At 70.1% G+C, this 16,250-nt stretch carries 14 protein-coding genes; 10 read left to right on the forward strand and 4 right to left on the reverse strand.

What is annotated here, in order from left to right:
- Positions 1–30: 30 nt before the first annotated feature.
- The 3 genes from KUM49_RS17500 to rhaI form a co-directional block, all read right to left on the reverse strand.
- Positions 31–1,479 carry a rhamnulokinase family protein gene (locus KUM49_RS17500; protein WP_217237779.1) on the reverse strand — a complete coding sequence of 483 codons (1,449 nt, stop codon included), beginning with the start codon at positions 1,477–1,479 and terminating at the stop codon, positions 31–33.
- Positions 1,476–3,515, reverse strand: coding sequence for a bifunctional aldolase/short-chain dehydrogenase (locus tag KUM49_RS17505; protein WP_217237780.1), 2,040 nt, complete (start codon positions 3,513–3,515; stop codon positions 1,476–1,478). The genes KUM49_RS17500 and KUM49_RS17505 overlap by 4 nt, the downstream gene beginning before the upstream one ends.
- A gap of 150 nt (positions 3,516–3,665) precedes the next feature.
- Entirely contained in the window at positions 3,666–4,835 is a 1,170-nt protein-coding gene (gene rhaI / locus KUM49_RS17510) for an L-rhamnose isomerase (protein WP_217237781.1), read from the reverse strand.
- A 273-nt stretch (positions 4,836–5,108) separates the two neighbouring features.
- Here rhaI and KUM49_RS17515 point away from each other — a divergent pair, with 273 nt between their 5' ends.
- The 10 genes from KUM49_RS17515 to sigJ all read left to right on the forward strand — a co-directional run bounded on the left by KUM49_RS17515 (position 5,109) and on the right by sigJ (position 15,907).
- On the forward strand, positions 5,109–6,626 hold the full coding sequence (locus KUM49_RS17515; protein WP_217237782.1) for a sugar ABC transporter ATP-binding protein: 1,518 nt from the start codon (positions 5,109–5,111) through the stop codon (positions 6,624–6,626).
- Positions 6,623–7,663, forward strand: a complete 1,041-nt coding sequence (locus KUM49_RS17520) for an ABC transporter permease (RefSeq protein WP_217237783.1) — start codon at positions 6,623–6,625, stop codon at positions 7,661–7,663. The genes KUM49_RS17515 and KUM49_RS17520 overlap by 4 nt, the downstream gene beginning before the upstream one ends.
- A complete protein-coding gene (locus KUM49_RS17525) occupies positions 7,656–8,687 on the forward strand; it encodes an ABC transporter permease (RefSeq protein ID WP_217237784.1) in 1,032 nt (343 codons plus the stop codon). Before KUM49_RS17520 ends, KUM49_RS17525 begins: the two co-directional genes overlap by 8 nt.
- A 69-nt stretch (positions 8,688–8,756) precedes the next feature.
- Positions 8,757–9,842: a rhamnose ABC transporter substrate-binding protein gene (gene rhaS / locus KUM49_RS17530; protein ID WP_217237785.1), complete on the forward strand. Its 1,086-nt coding sequence runs from the start codon at positions 8,757–8,759 to the stop codon at positions 9,840–9,842.
- Between the two features lie 41 nt (positions 9,843–9,883).
- Positions 9,884–10,204, forward strand: a complete 321-nt coding sequence (locus KUM49_RS17535; protein ID WP_217237786.1) for an L-rhamnose mutarotase — start codon at positions 9,884–9,886, stop codon at positions 10,202–10,204.
- Positions 10,205–10,269: 65 nt separating this feature from the next.
- Complete coding sequence (locus KUM49_RS17540) at positions 10,270–11,700, forward strand: BNR repeat-containing protein (RefSeq protein ID WP_217237787.1); 1,431 nt, start codon at positions 10,270–10,272, stop codon at positions 11,698–11,700.
- 115 nt (positions 11,701–11,815) lie between these two features.
- On the forward strand, positions 11,816–12,841 hold the full coding sequence (locus tag KUM49_RS17545; RefSeq protein ID WP_217237788.1) for a LacI family DNA-binding transcriptional regulator: 1,026 nt from the start codon (positions 11,816–11,818) through the stop codon (positions 12,839–12,841).
- 101 nt (positions 12,842–12,942) lie between these two features.
- On the forward strand, positions 12,943–14,244 hold the full coding sequence (locus KUM49_RS17550) for an alpha/beta fold hydrolase (RefSeq protein WP_217237789.1): 1,302 nt from the start codon (positions 12,943–12,945) through the stop codon (positions 14,242–14,244).
- A gap of 114 nt (positions 14,245–14,358) precedes the next feature.
- Entirely contained in the window at positions 14,359–14,931 is a 573-nt protein-coding gene (locus KUM49_RS17555) for an FxLYD domain-containing protein (RefSeq protein ID WP_217237790.1), read from the forward strand.
- A gap of 82 nt (positions 14,932–15,013) precedes the next feature.
- Positions 15,014–15,907, forward strand: a complete 894-nt coding sequence (sigJ, locus tag KUM49_RS17560; protein WP_217238233.1) for an RNA polymerase sigma factor SigJ — start codon at positions 15,014–15,016, stop codon at positions 15,905–15,907.
- Position 15,908: 1 nt separating this feature from the next.
- Here the strand turns inward: sigJ and KUM49_RS17565 are convergent, their stop codons facing one another.
- Positions 15,909–16,109 carry a DUF5999 family protein gene (locus tag KUM49_RS17565; RefSeq protein WP_217237791.1) on the reverse strand — a complete coding sequence of 67 codons (201 nt, stop codon included), beginning with the start codon at positions 16,107–16,109 and terminating at the stop codon, positions 15,909–15,911.
- Positions 16,110–16,250 lie beyond the last annotated feature (141 nt).

The raw sequence follows: 16,250 nt of genomic DNA on the forward strand, positions 1-16,250 counted from the left end.
GTCCGGGGGCGCGGGGCCCGGGGAGTCCCCTCACCCCACGGCGAGCCGGGCCTGCGCCTCACGCCACCGTGCGGTGTCGCCCCGTGGTTCGTACCGCGTCAGCGGCTGGGTACGGACGAGCAGCCCGCGCATTCCCGCCAGGTCGCCGACGAGCCCGTGGGCCCGCGCCTGCACCAGGACGTTCCCGAGGGCCGCCGCCTCGGTCGGGCCGGCCACCACCGGCAGCCCGCAGGCGTCGGCGGTCAGCTGGCACAGCAGGGCGTTGCGGGTGCCGCCGCCGACGACGTACACGACGTCGACCGGGTGGCCGGCCAGCCGCTGCGCGTCCTCGACGGCCCGGCGATGGGCCAGGGCGAGGGAGTCGAGGATGCAGCGCGTGATCTCGGCGGGGGACCCGGGCACCGGCTGTCCCAAGACCCGGCACGCCTCGGCGATCCGCTCGGGCATCCGGCCCGGCGCCAGGAACGCCGCGTCCCCCGCGTCCACCACGGACCGCAGCGCCGGCACCTTGGCCGCGTCCAGGAGCAGCGCCCCCAGATCGGGGTCGCCCCAGGCCCGTACGCACTCCTGGAGCAGCCACAGCCCCATGATGTTGCGCAGGTAGCGGACCGTGCCGTCCAGTCCCAGCTCGTTGGTGAAGTTCGCGGCGCGGCTCTCCTCCGTCAGCACCGGCGCGTCCAGCTCCAGGCCCGCCAGGGACCAGGTGCCGGTGCAGATGTAGGCGAACCGCTCGCCCCCGGCCGGCACGGCCGCCACCGCGGACGCCGTGTCGTGCGAGCCGACCGCCGTCACCGGCACCGGCCCGCTCAGTCCGGTCTCCTCCAGCACGTCCGGCCGCAGCACGCCCGCTGCGTCCCCGGGCCGGCGCAGCGGCGCGAACAGGGAGAGGTCGATGCCGAGCCGGGAGGCGATGTCGTACGACCACTCGCGCGTGCGCGGGTCGATCAGCTGGGTCGTGGACGCGTTGGTCAGCTCGGTGCCCTGTTCGCCGGTCAGCCAGTAGGAGAGCAGGTCGGGAATGAGCAACAGCCGCCTGGCGTGCGCCAGTTGATCGGAGGAGCGGGCCGCGGTCAACTGGTAGAGGGTGTTGAAGGGGGCGTACTGCAAGCCGGTCGCCGCGTACAGCTCCTCGGCGGGCACGGTCGCCCACACCTTCTCCGCGACGCCCTCGGTCCGCGTGTCCCGGTAGTGCACGGGGTTGCCGAGCAGTGCCCCGTCGGCGTCGAGGAGGCCGTAGTCAACGGCCCAGCTGTCGATGCCGACGGAGTCGACCCGGCCGGCCGCCCGCAGCCCGTCGAGGACACCCCGGTACAGCCCGAGGATGTCCCAGCGCAGCCCTTCGGGCACCCGGACCGGCCGGTTCGGGAAGCGGTGCGCCTCGGTCAGCTCCAGGCTGTCGGGGCCGACGCGGCCGACCATCACGCGCCCGCTGGACGCGCCGAGGTCGACCGCGGCGTACGACTTCACGTTCGCGCTCATCGCAGGAAGGCGGCCGCGACGCCGGCGTCGACCGGGATGTGCAGGCCGGTGGTGTGCGTCAGCTCCCCGCCGGTCAACGCGAACACCGCGTTCGCGACGTGGTCGGGCAGGACCTCCCGCTTGAGGATGGTCCGCTGGGCGTAGTACTCGCCCAGCTTCTCCTCCGGCACGCCGTACACGGCCGCCCGCTTCGCGCCCCAGCCGCCCGCGAAGATCCCGGAGCCGCGCACGACCCCGTCCGGGTTGACCCCGTTGACGCGGATGCCGTGCTCGCCCAGCTCGGCGGCCAGCAGCCGTACCTGGTGGGCCTGGTCGGCCTTGGTCGCGGAGTAGGCGATGTTGTTGGGTCCGGCGAAGACGGCGTTCTTCGACGCGATGTAGACGATGTCGCCGCCCAGCTCCTGCGCGATCATCACCCGGGCCGCCTCGCGGGAGACGAGGAAGGAACCGCGGGCCATGATGTCGTGCTGGAGGTCCCAGTCCTTCGCCGAGGTCTGCAGCAGCGGCTTGGAGATGGAGATGCCGGCGTTGTTGACCACCAGGTCGACCCCGCCGAAGGCCAGCGCCGCCGCCTTGAAGGCCGCGGCGATCTGCTCCTCGGACGTCACGTCCACCGTCACGGCGACGGCCTTGTCCGGACCGCCCAGCTCCTCGGCGACCTGAGACGCGTTCTCGGCGTTGAGGTCCGCGATCACGACACAGGCGCCCTCGGCGACCAGCCGCTCGGCGATCGCCTTCCCGATACCGCTGCCGGCGCCCGTGACGAGCGCGACGCGCGTCGCGAGCGGCTTGGGCTTCGGCATCCGCTGGAGCTTGGCCTCCTCCAGCGCCCAGTACTCGATGCGGAACTTCTCCGACTCCTCGATCGGCGCGTACGTCGAGACCGCCTCGGCCCCGCGCATCACGTTGATCGCGTTGACGTAGAACTCGCCGGCCACCCGCGCGGTCTGCTTGTCCTTGCCGAAGGAGAACATGCCCACGCCCGGTACCAGCACGATCGCCGGGTCGGCGCCGCGCATCGCGGGGGAGTCGGGCTCGGCGTGCCGCTGGTAGTAGGCGGCGTACTCCTCGCGGTACTCGGCGTGCAGCTCCTTGAGCCGGGCGATCGCCTCGTCGAGGGGAGCCGTCGGCGGCAGGTCCAGGACCAGCGGCCGGACCTTGGTCCGCAGGAAGTGGTCGGGGCAGGAGGTGCCGAGCGCGGCGAGCCGCGGGTGCTCGGCCGCGGCGAGGAAGTCGAGGACGACCTCGGCGTCGGTGAAGTGCCCGACCTGCGGCCTGTCCTGGGAGGCGACGGCACGGACGTACGGCGCCAGGGCAGCGGCCCGCTCCCGCCGCTCGCCCTCGGGCAGCGCCCCGTACCCGTCGAGCGCCGGGCCGAACGGCTCGGGCCTGCCACGCTCGGCGAGGAACGCCTCCGCGGTCCGGATGATGTGCAGCGAGTTGCGCTCGCACTCCTCGGCGGTGTCTCCCCAGGCCGTGATCCCGTGTCCGCCGAGGACACAGCCGATCGCCTGCGGGTTGGCCTCCTTCACCGCCGCGATGTCCAGTCCGAGCTGGAAACCGGGCCGCCGCCACGGCACCCACACCACGGTGTCGCCGAAACACTCGGCCGTCAGCTTCTCGCCGTCCGCCGCACAGGCCAGCGCGATCCCGGAGTCCGGGTGCAGATGGTCCACGTGCGCGGCCTCGACGAGCCCGTGCATCGCGGTGTCGATGGAGGGGGCGGCGCCGCCCTTGCCGTGCAGGCAGTAGTCGAACGCGGCGACCATCTCGTCCTCGCGCTCGACGCCCGGATAGACGCCGGTGAGCGCGCGCAGCCGGTCCAGCCGCAGCACGGCCAGCCCGCCCTCGGTCAGCGTGCCGAGGTCACCACCGGACCCCTTCACCCACATCAGCTCGACATCCCCGCCCGTCACGGGATCGGTGTCGGTGCCCTTGGCGGACGTGTTGCCGCCGGCGTAGTTGGTGTTGCGGGGATCAGCGCCGAGTCGGTGAGACCGGGCGAGGAGAGCGTCAGCTTCGGGGTGCGGAGCCATGAACTTCCAGTCCTTACGTGAAAGAGGGTGAGTACGTTTCCCCAGGGGCGCGGGGCTTGATCGATATGCGGCTCCGCCGCGTGGGCGCGACCGGCCACATACGGCCCGCAGCCTGCAGCCGGCATTACCCGGCAGACGCAATGCAGCCGTTCACGCCCCCCAACCCGCCTGCTGTCCGCCGACCCGCTCCGCCACGATCTTCGCGGCCCACCCGGACCGCCGGTACGCGGCCATCGGGTCGGGGTCGAGCCCCATCTCCTCGCGCATCTCGCGAAGCAACGGACGCACGTCCGTGTTGTACGCGTCCATGATCACCGCGTTCGCCTCCAGTACGTCCCCCGACCGCTGCGCGGCATCCAGCGCCTCCCGGTCCACGAGCAGCGCCTTCGCCGTGGCCTCCTGGACGTTCATCACCGACCGGATGATCGCGGGGATCTTCGCCTCGATGTTGTGGCACTGGTCGAGCATGAACGCGACCTCGGGCGTGAACCCGCCCCCGCGGATCACCTCGTACATGATCCGGAACAGCTGGAAGGGATCCGCGGACCCCACCATCAGGTCGTCGTCCGCGTAGAACCGCGAGTTGAAGTCGAACGCGCCGAGCTTCCCCTCCCGCAGCAGCGTGGCGACGATGAACTCGATGTTGGTCCCCGGGGCGTGGTGCCCGGTGTCGACGACCACCTGGGCCTTCTCGCCGAGCCTGAGGCAGTGGGCGTAGGCCGTACCCCAGTCCGGTACGTCGGTGTGGTAGAAGGCCGGCTCGAAGAACTTGTACTCCAGCAGCATCCGCTGGTCGTCGCCCAGCCGCCGGTACACCTCCGCCAGACCTTCCGCGAGCCGGTCCTGCCGCTCCCGGATGTCGTCCTGACCGGGGTAGTTCGTCCCGTCCGCGAACCACAGTTTCAGGTCCCGCGAACCGGTGGCGTCCATGATGTCGACGCACTCCAGCAGGTGATCGAGCGCCTTGCGCCGCACCGCCGGGTCCGCGTGGCAGATGCTGCCCAGCTTGTAGGCGTCGTCCTGGAACGTGTTCGAGTTGATGGCGCCGAGCTTCACGCCTCGCTCCTCGGCGAACTTCGCCAGCTCTGGGTATCCGTCGGAGCCGTCCACCTTGTCCCAGGGAATGTGCAGAGCGACCGTCGGTGCCACGCCCGTGAACTCGTGCACCTTCGCGGCGTCGGCGAGCTTCTCCCATGGATCGCGGGGGACACCCGGTTGCGCGAACACCTTGAAACGCGTCCCCGAGTTCCCGTACGCCCACGACGGCGTCTCCACTGCCTGGGTCTTGAGAGCGGCCTTCACGGCGGCGAGTTCGGTCACTTCGGGGCTCCTGTGACGTCGGGTCGGAAAGCCTTCTGAAAAGGGCTTCGTGATGAAACGATTCAAAAGGCGAAGCTATGAGCCCCCTGAAGGGGTGTCAAGCCCTGTGACCCAGACTTTTGCTCGTGACCACGCCGTGACCTACCCGTATCGAAATGTTTTCGACACGGAACCATTGACGTGACATGCGCTGCATGCCTAACGTCCCGGCAACCGAGTTGAAACCTTTCATGACGCTGAGACGGCCTCCGCCGGCGTTGTCGAGGAGACCCCATGACCCACCCGTCCGAAGCGGGTCCGGCCCCGGTGCTGTCGCTCAAGGACGTTTCCAAGTCCTTCGGAGCGGTGCGCGCACTGCGGGACGTTTCCCTGGAGCTGTTCCCAGGCGAGGTACATGCCCTCGCCGGTGAGAACGGCGCGGGCAAGTCCACCCTCATCAAGACGCTCGCCGGGGTCCACCGACCGGACGCCGGCCAGGTGCTGCTCGATGGCGAGCCCGTCCTCTTCCACGGCCCCGGCGACGCACGCGACGCCGGTATCGCCGTGATCTATCAGGAGCCCACGCTCTTTCCCGACCTGTCGATCGCAGAGAACATCTTCATGGGCCGCCAGCCACGGCGCGCTCTCGGCCGGATCGACCACAAGGCCACGCACGCCGCGACCCTGGCCCTGATGCAGCGCCTGGGCGTCGAGCTCGACCCCGACCGTCCCGCCCGCGGCCTGTCGATCGCCGACCAGCAGATCGTCGAGATCGCCAAGGCGCTCTCCTTCGACGCCCGCGTCCTGATCATGGACGAGCCGACGGCGGCTCTCACCGGCAGTGAGGTGGCCCGGCTGTTCGGCGTCGTCCGCACCCTGCGCGAGCAGGGCTCGGCCGTCCTCTTCATCTCCCACCGCCTGGAGGAGATCTTCCAGATCTGCCGGCGGGTCACCACGCTGCGCGACGGCGCCTGGATATCCAGCGAACCGATCGACGGGATGACCGAGGACGACCTGGTCCGCCGCATGGTCGGCCGCGACCTCGACGAGCTGTACCCCAAGCAGGAGGTCGAGCCCGGCGAAGTGGCGCTGAGCGTACGCCGGTTGACCCGCGAGGGCGTCTTCACCGACGTCTCCTTCGACGTCCGCCGCGGCGAGATCGTCGGCCTGGCCGGCCTCGTCGGAGCCGGGCGTACGGAGGTCGCCCGCGCCGTCTTCGGCATCGACCGCTGGGACGCGGGCGAGGTCGACATCGACGGCAAGGCGCTCACCAACGGCGCCCCCTCCACCGCCATGTCCGCCGGGCTCGCCCTGGTCCCCGAGGACCGCCGCGCCCAGGGCCTGGTGATGGACATGTCCATCGAGCGGAACATCGGGCTCACCGGACTCCGTACGACGGTGAAGGCCGGCCTCGTCGACCGCGGCGCCGAGCGCAGCCGCTCCCTCGACTGGGCCGTCAGGCTCCAGGTGAAGTACGCCCGGATCGCCGACACCGTCAACACCCTGTCCGGCGGCAACCAGCAGAAGGTCGTCCTCGCCAAGTGGCTCGCCACCGGCCCGAAGGTGCTGATCGTCGACGAGCCCACCCGGGGCATCGACGTCGGTACGAAGGCCGAGGTGCACCGCCTCCTCAGCCGGCTCGCCGCCGACGGGGTGGCCGTGCTGATGATCTCCTCCGACCTGCCCGAGATCCTCGGTATGGCCGACCGCGTGCTCGTGATGCACGAGGGCCGGCTCACCGCCGAGATCCCTCGCTCCGAAGCCACCGAGGAATCCGTGATGGCCGCAGCCACCGGGAGGGCCGCCGCATGACGGTGACCACCCCTCAGAACACCCCCGTCACCGAGGTGCCCAAGTCCAGTGGCACCCGGCTGGTGGACCGCGTCTTCAAGATGCGTGAACTGGCCATCCTGGCCGTCTTCCTGGTGATGATCGTCATCACCCAGTTGGGCAACAGCGAGTTCCTGACCGAGCAGGGCATCAAGGACCTGCTGCTCAACGCGACCATCCTGGTGCTGGTCGCCGTCGGCCAGTCGCTGGTCGTGATCACGCGGAACGTCGACCTGTCGGTCGGCTCCACCCTCGGCATCAGCGCCTTCGCCGCCGGTACGTATCTCCAGGGCGGCGGGAACGCGGTCGTGGCCGTGGCCCTGGCGGTCCTGCTGGGTATCGGCTTCGGCCTGCTCAACGGCCTTCTCGTGAGCCTCGGCCAGGTACCCGCACTCGTCGTGACCCTCGGCACGCTCTACATCATCCGGGGCATCGACTCGATCTGGGTCGGCTCCCGGCAGATCACCGCGGCCGACCTGCCCGACGGCTTTGTGGACTTCGGCTCCGGCGGACTCTCCGCGGTGCCGTACCTGGCGCTGATCGCCGTGGTGGTGCTGGTGGCGACGGCGTACTACCTGAAGCACTTCGGCAGCGGCCGCGAGCTGTACGCGCTCGGCTCCAACCCGGAGGCCGCCCGTCTCGCCGGCATCCCGGTGCGCAAGCGGATCCTGGTCGCGTACACCTTCTGCGGCGCCCTCGCCGGACTCGCGGGCGCGCTGTACCTGGCCCGGTTCGGCAACGTCGACTCCGGCACGGGCAACGGCTACGAACTGACCGTCGTCAGCGCGGTCGTGGTCGGTGGCGTCGTGTTCACCGGCGGATCCGGCAGCGTCTACGGGGCGGCCCTGGGGGCCTTGCTGCTGACCTCCATCAACAGCGTGCTGCCCGCCCTCGGCGTCAGCTCGGTCTGGGTGCTCGCGATCAACGGCATCCTGCTCATCCTCGCCATCGCCGTGGACCGTGTGGTCGCGCTGCGGGTGGCGGCCGCTCTGAAGAAGAGGAACGCCCGCCATGGCTGACTCCACCCTGTCGCGCGCGAGGCGCTGGTCCGCCTTGAAGAGGTGGGATTCAGCCGTCGGCGCGCTCCTGATCGTCGTGCTCCTGCTGTCCTTCACCACCGTCGACGGCTTCGGGAACGCGCTCAACCTGTCCTTCCTCATCGGCAACACCCTGCCGATCGCGCTGATCGCCCTCCCGATGACGCTGCTCGTGGTCGCCGGCGAGATCGATCTGTCGGTCGCCTCCACCGCCGGTCTGTCCGGCGCGGTGATGGGCGCCCTGTGGAACCAGGGCATGACCATCGAGGCGATCATCCCGATCTGCCTGCTCCTCGGCGTGGTCTGCGGACTGATCAACGGCCTGCTGGTCACCCGGCTCGGCCTGTCCTCCCTCGCCGTCACCATCGGTACCCTCGCGGCCTACCGGGGCATCGCACAGATCGTGCTCGGCTCCGACGCGGTGACCGACTTCCCCACGCAGTACCTGGACTTCGCGGCCGGCCGGATCGGCGAGAGCTTCGTCCCGCAGGCCTTCATCCCCTTCCTGGTGCTGCTCGTCATCGCCGTGGTCGCCCTGCACCTCACCCCCTTCGGGCGCTCCCTCTACGCGATCGGCGCCAGTGAGGAGGCCGCGCGCTTCTCCGGCATCCGCGTCAAGCGGCAGAAGCTGCTCCTGTTCACGGTGACCGGCCTGATGGCCTCCCTCACCGGCATCTTCTGGGCCCTGCACTACGCCAGTGCCCGCTTCGACAACGCGACGGGCCTCGAACTCTCGGTCGTCGCGGCCGTGTTGCTCGGTGGCATCGACTTCGACGGCGGCAAGGGCACGCTCGGCGGCGCGATCGCGGGAGTCTTCCTGCTGGGCGCCCTGCAGAACGTGATGAGCCTCTCGGACGTCTCCGCCCAGTCGCAGATCGTCGTCACCGGCGTCCTGCTCGTCCTCTCCGTGCTCGGCCCCCGGGTCGCACGTCAGATCTCCGTCGCGAGGGCCGGCCGTAGAGCCGCCTCAGCGCCGGTGCCAAAGGCGCCCACTCCAGTCTCCTGAACGGCTGGCCCCCCACCGCCGACCTCGCACACGCTCACCCGCCCGTCCCTCAGTGACTAAGGAACCCTCATGCGCAAGTCAACCCTCCGCCGCTCCTGTGCGGTCCTCGCCGCCGTCACCTCCCTCGCCCTGGCATCCACCGCCTGCGGCGGCACCACCAAGGAGGACGTGAAGAGCGAGAGCACCGCCTCCGCGGCCTCCGCCGGCAAGGCCGACCCGAACGCCGCCCTCAAGAAGGGCCTGACCGTCGGCTTCCTGCCCAAGCAGGTCAACAACCCGTACTTCACCTCCGCAGACAAGGGCGGCGAGGCGGCCCTGAAGGAGCTGGGCTCCAGCTACAAGGAGGTCGGCCCGTCCAGCGCCACGGACACCTCCGGCCAGGTCTCCTACGTCAACACGCTGACCCAGCAGCAGGTCGACGCGATGGCCGTCTCCGCGCAGGACCCGGGCGCCCTGTGCACCGCGCTCAAGCAGGCCATGAGCAACGACATCAAGGTCGTCACCTACGACTCCGACACCAAGCCGGAGTGCCGCAACGCCTTCGTCTCGCAGGCCAGCGCCGAGGACCTGGGCCGCACCGAGGTCCAGCTGCTCGCCGAGCAGATCGGCTACAAGGGCGAGATCGCGATCCTGTCGGCCGCGCAGACCGCGACGAACCAGAACGTCTGGATCGACTTCATGAAGGACGAGCTCAAGGACCCGAAGTACAAGGACATCAAGCTCGTCAAGACCGTCTACGGTGACGACGACGCCCAGAAGTCCTTCCAGCAGACCCAGGGTCTGCTCCAGGAGTACCCGAACCTGAAGGGGATCATCTCCCCGACCACCGTCGGCATCAAGGCCGCCGCTCAGTACCTGTCGGGCTCCAAGTACAAGGGCAAGGTCAAGCTGACCGGCCTCGGCACCCCGAACGACATGCGCAAGTACGTCAAGAACGGCACCGTCGAGGGCTTCGAGCTGTGGGACCCGTCGAAGCTCGGCGAGCTGGCCGCCCGTACGTCGGTGGCGCTGGTCTCCGGCCAGATCACCGGTCAGGAGGGCGAGACCTTCACCGCCGGTGACATGGGCGAGTTCACCATCGGCAAGGACGGCGTGATCAGCCTCGGCAAGCCGACCGTCTTCACCAAGGACAACATCGACCAGTTCAACTTCTAGTCGTCAGTCCTCTTCCACACCCCGCTAAGGAGCGGTACCTCATGCAGCGCGTCTGTTTCCTGCTCAAAGTCCGACAGGACCGGATCGACGAGTACCGCGAACGGCACGCCGCCGTGTGGCCGGAGATGCTCGAAGCTCTCTCGGCCACCGGCTGGCACAACTACTCGCTCTTCCTGCGCGACGACGGACTGCTCGTCGGCTACCTGGAGACCGAGGACTTCGAGGCCGCCAAGGCGGGCATGGAGGCCACCGAGGTCAACGCCCGCTGGCAGGCCGAGATGGGTGCCTTCTTCGAATCCCTCGACGGCGCCCGGCCCGACGAGGCCATGAAACCGCTCACCGAGGTGTTCCACCTCGCCTGACCCCGCCCGCTCGCCCCCCTGCCTGATCCCCTCGCTCACCTCGCCGACAATGGAGTCCCCCCGAGATGAACAGACGTACGCTGTTGGGCGCCGCCCTCGCCGGAGCCGTGATGACCCCCGTATTCGCCGCAGGCACCGCACGGGCCGCCGACCCCGGCCCCTCGGTCACCCAGACCGGCACCACCACGCTCGACACCCAGGCCCTCTTCTTCGTGTCGTACAACGGCCTGGTCAACAACAACGCGTTCCAAAAAAACGCGATGCTGACCTACAAGGGCTACCAGTACGCCGTCTGGTACACCGCCGACCGCAACGCCGTCGTCGGCCGCCGCGTGTTCGGTTCGAACACCTGGTCCACCGTCAAGGTCGGTCACACCCTCCGGTACGACGACTCCCACAATGTCATCTCCATGGGCATCTCCAAGGTCGACGGCCGGCTGCACCTCAACATGGACTCCCACAGCGACGGCTTCACCTACGTCAAGTCGGTGGCCGGACTCATGGACAACCCCGGCGGACTGAGCTGGACCACGAGCCGCTTCGGCGCTCCCCAGTCCACCCTCGACGGCCTCGCCCTCACCTCGCAGTTCACCTACCCGCAGTTCATCTCGACGCCCGAGGGCAAGCTCCAGCTGAGCTACCGCGTCGCCATCTCCGGCAACGGCCGCAACGCGATCGCCGAGTACGACGGCACGTCCTGGACCAACCTCGGCGAGTGGAGCAGCTCCACCGGCACCTACACCAGCGAGCACGGCTCGAGCACGGCCCGCAACATGTACCTGCACGGCATCGACTACGACACGAACGGGCGCCTGCACTCCTTCTTCACCTGGCGTGAGCAGAACGGCGCCGTGATGTGCAACAGCGGCGGCATCACCAACCACGACACCGGCTACGTCTACTCGGACGACCGCGGCCGCACCTGGCGCAACAACGCGGGCACCGTCGTCGGCACCACCGGAAGCTCCGACAAGGTCGCCGTCACCGACAGCGGACTGGTGATCGACTCGCTGAACCCGGACCACTCCCTGATGAACCAGGAGAGTCAGTGGACCGACTCGGCGGGACGCCCCCACGCCATCATCAGCTACGTCCCCGGCCGTTTCGGGCAGTGCACGACGAACTACGTCACCAACCGCACCAACAGCGGCCGTGCCTTCCACGTCCGCAAGAACGCCTCCGGCACCTGGCAGAAGACCGAGATACCGGTGCCGCTGAACTCCAGCCAGCGCACCAAGCTGTTTCTCGACAAGTACGACAACGCCTACGCGATCTTCCCCTTCCTCCGGATCGCCGCCGCGTCCGCTGCCTCGGGGTACACCGACTGGACGATGCTCTACGACGGCGTCGGCGCCGGCCTGAACGCCTTCGGCGAGGTCGTGTTCGACGAGTCACGGATCGGTGCGGACCACTACCTGTCGGTCATGTACCAGGAGAAGTCCAGCGGCACGACGCCCTCGGCGCTCCGCTCGATCAACTTCAGCCTGCCCGCCTGATCCGTACCGTCGGGACCGGGAAACCGTGACCGACGCAGTGGCGGGCGCGTGACAACCACGAAGGTAGTGTGAACGCGCACCCGCCGCTCCTCATCTCTCTGGAGGTCTCCGCCCGATGGCCCAGTCGGTGGGTATCAAGGACGTCGCCCGTGCCGCCGGAGTCTCCGTCGGCACCGTCTCGAACGTCATCAACCGTCCGGACACGGTCGCCACCGAGACCCGGGCGCGGGTCCTGTCCGCGATAGACCGCCTCGGCTACGTCCGCAGCGAGTCCGCGCGCCAGCTCCGCGCGGGCCGCAGCCGGATCATGGGCCTGCTCGTCCTCGACATGGGCAACCCCTTCTTCGTCGACGTCGCGCGCGGTGCCGAACGGGCCGCCCGCGAGGCCGGCCTGGGCGTGATGGTCTGCAACAGCGCCCAGAGCCCGGGCGAGGAGGCGGACTACCTCTCCCTCTTCGCCGAGCAGCGGGTGCGGGGCGTCCTGCTGACCCCCGCCGACGCGACCGGCCGCAACATCGAGTCGTTCCGGCGCCACGGCATCCCCTTCGTCCTCGTCGACAGGGTCGCCGAGGGCACCACCGAGTGCTCGGTCTCCGTGGACGACGTGGCGGGCGGCGCGCTCGCCGTACGCCACCTCGTCGACGCCGGACACCGCTCCATCGCGTACGTCAGCGGCCCGCCCGGCCTCAACCAGGTCCGCGACCGCCGTACCGGCGCGCTCAACGCGCTGGCCGAGGCCGGACTCGGCCCCGAAGCCCTGCGTGAACTGCCCACCGAACGCCTCGACGTGGCCGCCGGCCGGGACGCCGGTGCCCGCCTGCTCGGCCTCGGCGACCGTCCGACCGCCGTGTTCTGCGCCAACGACCTGCTCGCCCTGGGGGTCCTGCAGGCCATGTACGCGGCCGGTGTCGGCGTCCCCGACGAACTGGCGATCGTCGGCTACGACGACATCGAGTTCGCCGCCGCCGCGGCCGTCCCGCTCACCTCGGTCCGCCAGCCCGCCGTCACCATGGGTGCCCTGGCCGCCGAGCTCCTGCTGGAGGAGACGGAGGAGGAGACCTCGCCGCGGGGGCACGAACACCGGCGGGTCGTGCTCCAGCCGGAACTCGTGGTGCGCCGCTCCAGCCTCTCCGCGCGCTGACCACCCGTTCAGTAGGATTTCATGATCTTGGGGGTCGGTGGCCGGACGAACATGTGCTGAACTGGGACGCGGCCCGCAGTCCGTCCGTCCCGGGAGCCCCGTTGACCCTCACCTACCGTCAGCCCGGCGTCGTCCTCACCGACCGCCACTTCACCGTACCCCTCGACCACGACGACCCGGCGGGGGAGAGCATCGAGCTCTACGCCCGCGAGGTCGTCGCGAGCGACAAGACGGGCCAGGACCTGCCATGGCTGGTCTACCTCCAGGGCGGCCCCGGCTTCGGGGCGAACCGCTTCGTCGGCAAGCCGGCCTGGCTCGGACGCGCCCTGAAGGAGTACCGCGTCCTGCTCCTGGACCAGCGCGGCACCGGCCACTCCACCCCCGCCAACCGCCAGACCCTCCCGCTGCGCGGCGGCCCCGCCGAACAGGCCGACTACCTCACCCGCTTCCGCGCCGACTCGATCGTCCGGGACTGCGAGGCGATCCGCCCCTCCGTCACCGGCGGCGCCCCCTGGACCGTCCTCGGCCAGAGCTTCGGCGGCTTCTGCGCGGTGACCTACCTGTCCACCGCCCCCGAAGGACTGAGCGCCGTCGTCATCACCGGCGGTCTGCCCGCGCTCGACGCGCACGCCGACGACGTCTACCGGGCCGCCTTCCCGCGCATCGAACGCAAGGTCACCGCGCACTACGAGCGCTACCCGCAGGACGTCGACCGCGCCCGCCGGATCGCCGAGTACGTCCTGCCGCACGAGCCGGTCCTGCCGGGCGGCTACCGGCTCACCGCCGAGGCCTTCCAGTCCCTCGGCATCCTCCTCGGCGGCGGCGAGGGCAGCCACCGCCTGCACTTCCTCCTGGAAGGCGCCTTCGTCCGCACCCCGCAGGGCCCCGTCCTGTCCGACGCGTTCCAGGAAGAGGCCCAGTCCCTCCTGTCGTACGCGAGCCACCCCCTGTACGCCCTGGTCCACGAGGCCATCTACGGCCAGGACCGGCGCCCCACCGCCTGGGCGGCCGAACGCGTCCGCGCCGAGTTCCCCGGCTTCGACGCCGCCAAGACCCTCGCGGGCGACAGACCGCTGCTGTTCACCGGCGAGTCCGTGCACCCCTGGATGTTCGACTGCGACCCGGCGCTGCGCCCCCTGCGCGAGACCGCCGAACTCCTCGCCGCCCGCACCGACTGGCCCCCGCTGTACGACCGGGCCCGCCTCGCAGCCAACGAGGTGCCGGTCGCGGCGGCCGTCTACCACGACGACATGTACGTCGACGCGACCCACTCCCTGGAGACGGCCCGCGCCATCCGCGGTCTGCGCACCTGGGTCACCGACGAGTTCGAACACGACGGTGTGCGGGCGGGCGGCCCGCGCGTGCTGGACCGGCTGCTGGCACTCACCCGCGACGAGGCCTGACACCCGGACGAGGTCTGACATCCGCGAGGCCAGAGGCCGGGCCGAGCCGACATGCCGGGCCGGAGATTCCGGCATAAGGTGCGTTTCGTCGGCTCGGCGGCTCAGGAGGCTCGGATGCCCGAACCCATCGTCACTCTCGTCCGGTCCCGGTCGGCCGGTGTCGCACTGGCGGTGGCCGCCGCGCTCGCCCTGGTGTCGTGCGGCACGGACAACGACAGTGCGGACGAGCCGGCCACCGCACGGCCGACCGCCCCCGACACGGCCTCCTTCTCGGGCACGCCGCCGGCCCCCCTCAAGTCGGCGGCGTCCTCCGCCTCGGCCGCCGCGGAGGCCTTCGAGGCCTCGGTGTCGGCCGAGGTGGAGCGTGCCAACCGGGCCGCCGAGACCGAGCTCAAGGACGTCGAGGGGCAGGGCAATGCCATGTCCGACGTCTCCATGACCGGCATGCCGCGCTCGGAGACCGGCGGCCTGCTCGCCGTCGTCGTCACCATCACCAACAAAACCGACACGACCGCGTCGTACGCCGCCCAGGTCGACTTCCTCGACGACTCCGGCAAGGTCGTCGAGAGACGGTACGTCGGCGCCGAGGACCTCGAACCCGGCGAGAAGGCCCAGCCGCTCGCCGTCAGCCGCAAGCCGGCCGAGCCGGTCCTGACGCCGAAACTGGCCAAGGCACAGCGGTATTGAGGAGAAGACGTTCACTGCCCGGTGCGCGTGTGATGGGATCATCATGCCTTCACATGGCACCGGGATCGTCTTGGGGGACGGCATGAACGGCACGGAGCTTCTCGCGGACCGCTTCGAAGAACACCGTGGGCATCTGCGGGCGGTGGCCTACCGCATGCTCGGCTCACTGGCCGAGGCGGAGGACGCCGTCCAGGAGACCTGGCTCAAACTGAGCCGCACCGACGCGGCCGACATCCACAACCTAGGCGGCTGGCTGACCACCGTCGTCGGCCGGGTCTGTCTCGACCTCCTGCGCTCGCGCACCGTGCGCCGCGAGGACCCCCTCGACGACACCTTCGTTCCCGACCCGGTGATCCGGCCCCTGACGCCGAGCGACCCGGAACAGGAGGCACTTCAGGCCGACTCGGTCGGTCTGGCCCTCCTGGTGGTCCTGGAGACCCTGGAGCCCGCGGAGCGCCTCACGTTCGTGCTGCACGACATGTTCGCGGTGCCGTTCGACGACATCGCGTCGATCCTGGAGCGCAGTCCCGCCGCGACCCGCCAACTGGCCAGCCGGGCCCGGCGCCGCGTGCAGGGGGCCGCACCCTCCGCCGAACCCGACCTCGGCAGGCAACGCCAGGTCGTCGAGGCCTTCCTCGCCGCCAGCCGCGCCGGAGACTTCGAGGCGCTGCTCGCGGTCCTCCACCCCGACATCGTGCTGCGGGTCGACTCCGGGGTTCTGGCCGGCGGTGCGGCCGCCTCCAAGCTGGTGCGGGGCGCGAAGGCGGTGGCCGGACAGGCGATGATGTTCCGGCAGTTCGCCCCGTTCGCCCAACTGGCGCTCGTCAACGGCGAGATCGGCCTGCTCCACGCCCACGAGGGGCAGTTGCAGTCGGTCATGGGCGTCACCGTCGTGGACGGCCGCATCGTGCGGATGCAGATCCTGGCCGACCCCGAGCGCCTGGCCGGCCTCGACGTGCCGGGCGCGACCGGCTGAGTCAGGCGGCCACGGCCGGCGTGCCCGGCGTGCGGTGCGGGCTCAACACCCTTCCGTCGGGCAGGAGTTCACCGGTGTCGTCGAAGACGATGGCGCCGTTGCACAGCAGGCTCCAGCCCTGTTCGGGGTGGGCCGCCACGATCACGGCGGACTGGTGGTCGGGGCTGTCGGCGGAAGGACACGGCGACTGGTGGCTGCACATGACGTCTCTCCTCGGTCCGGGTACGGCTCCTGCCACGTTCGGCTCGTATCTCAGTGGTAGCCGAGCTTGTTTTCCGTTGGATGAGGAGGCCCCCACAAGGCCGGAATTCCCTCGGTGAGATTTCCGGCCCACGCACCTCGG

It is taken from the genome of Streptomyces sp. AC555_RSS877 (assembly GCF_019049245.1).
Taxonomy (GTDB): domain Bacteria; phylum Actinomycetota; class Actinomycetes; order Streptomycetales; family Streptomycetaceae; genus Streptomyces.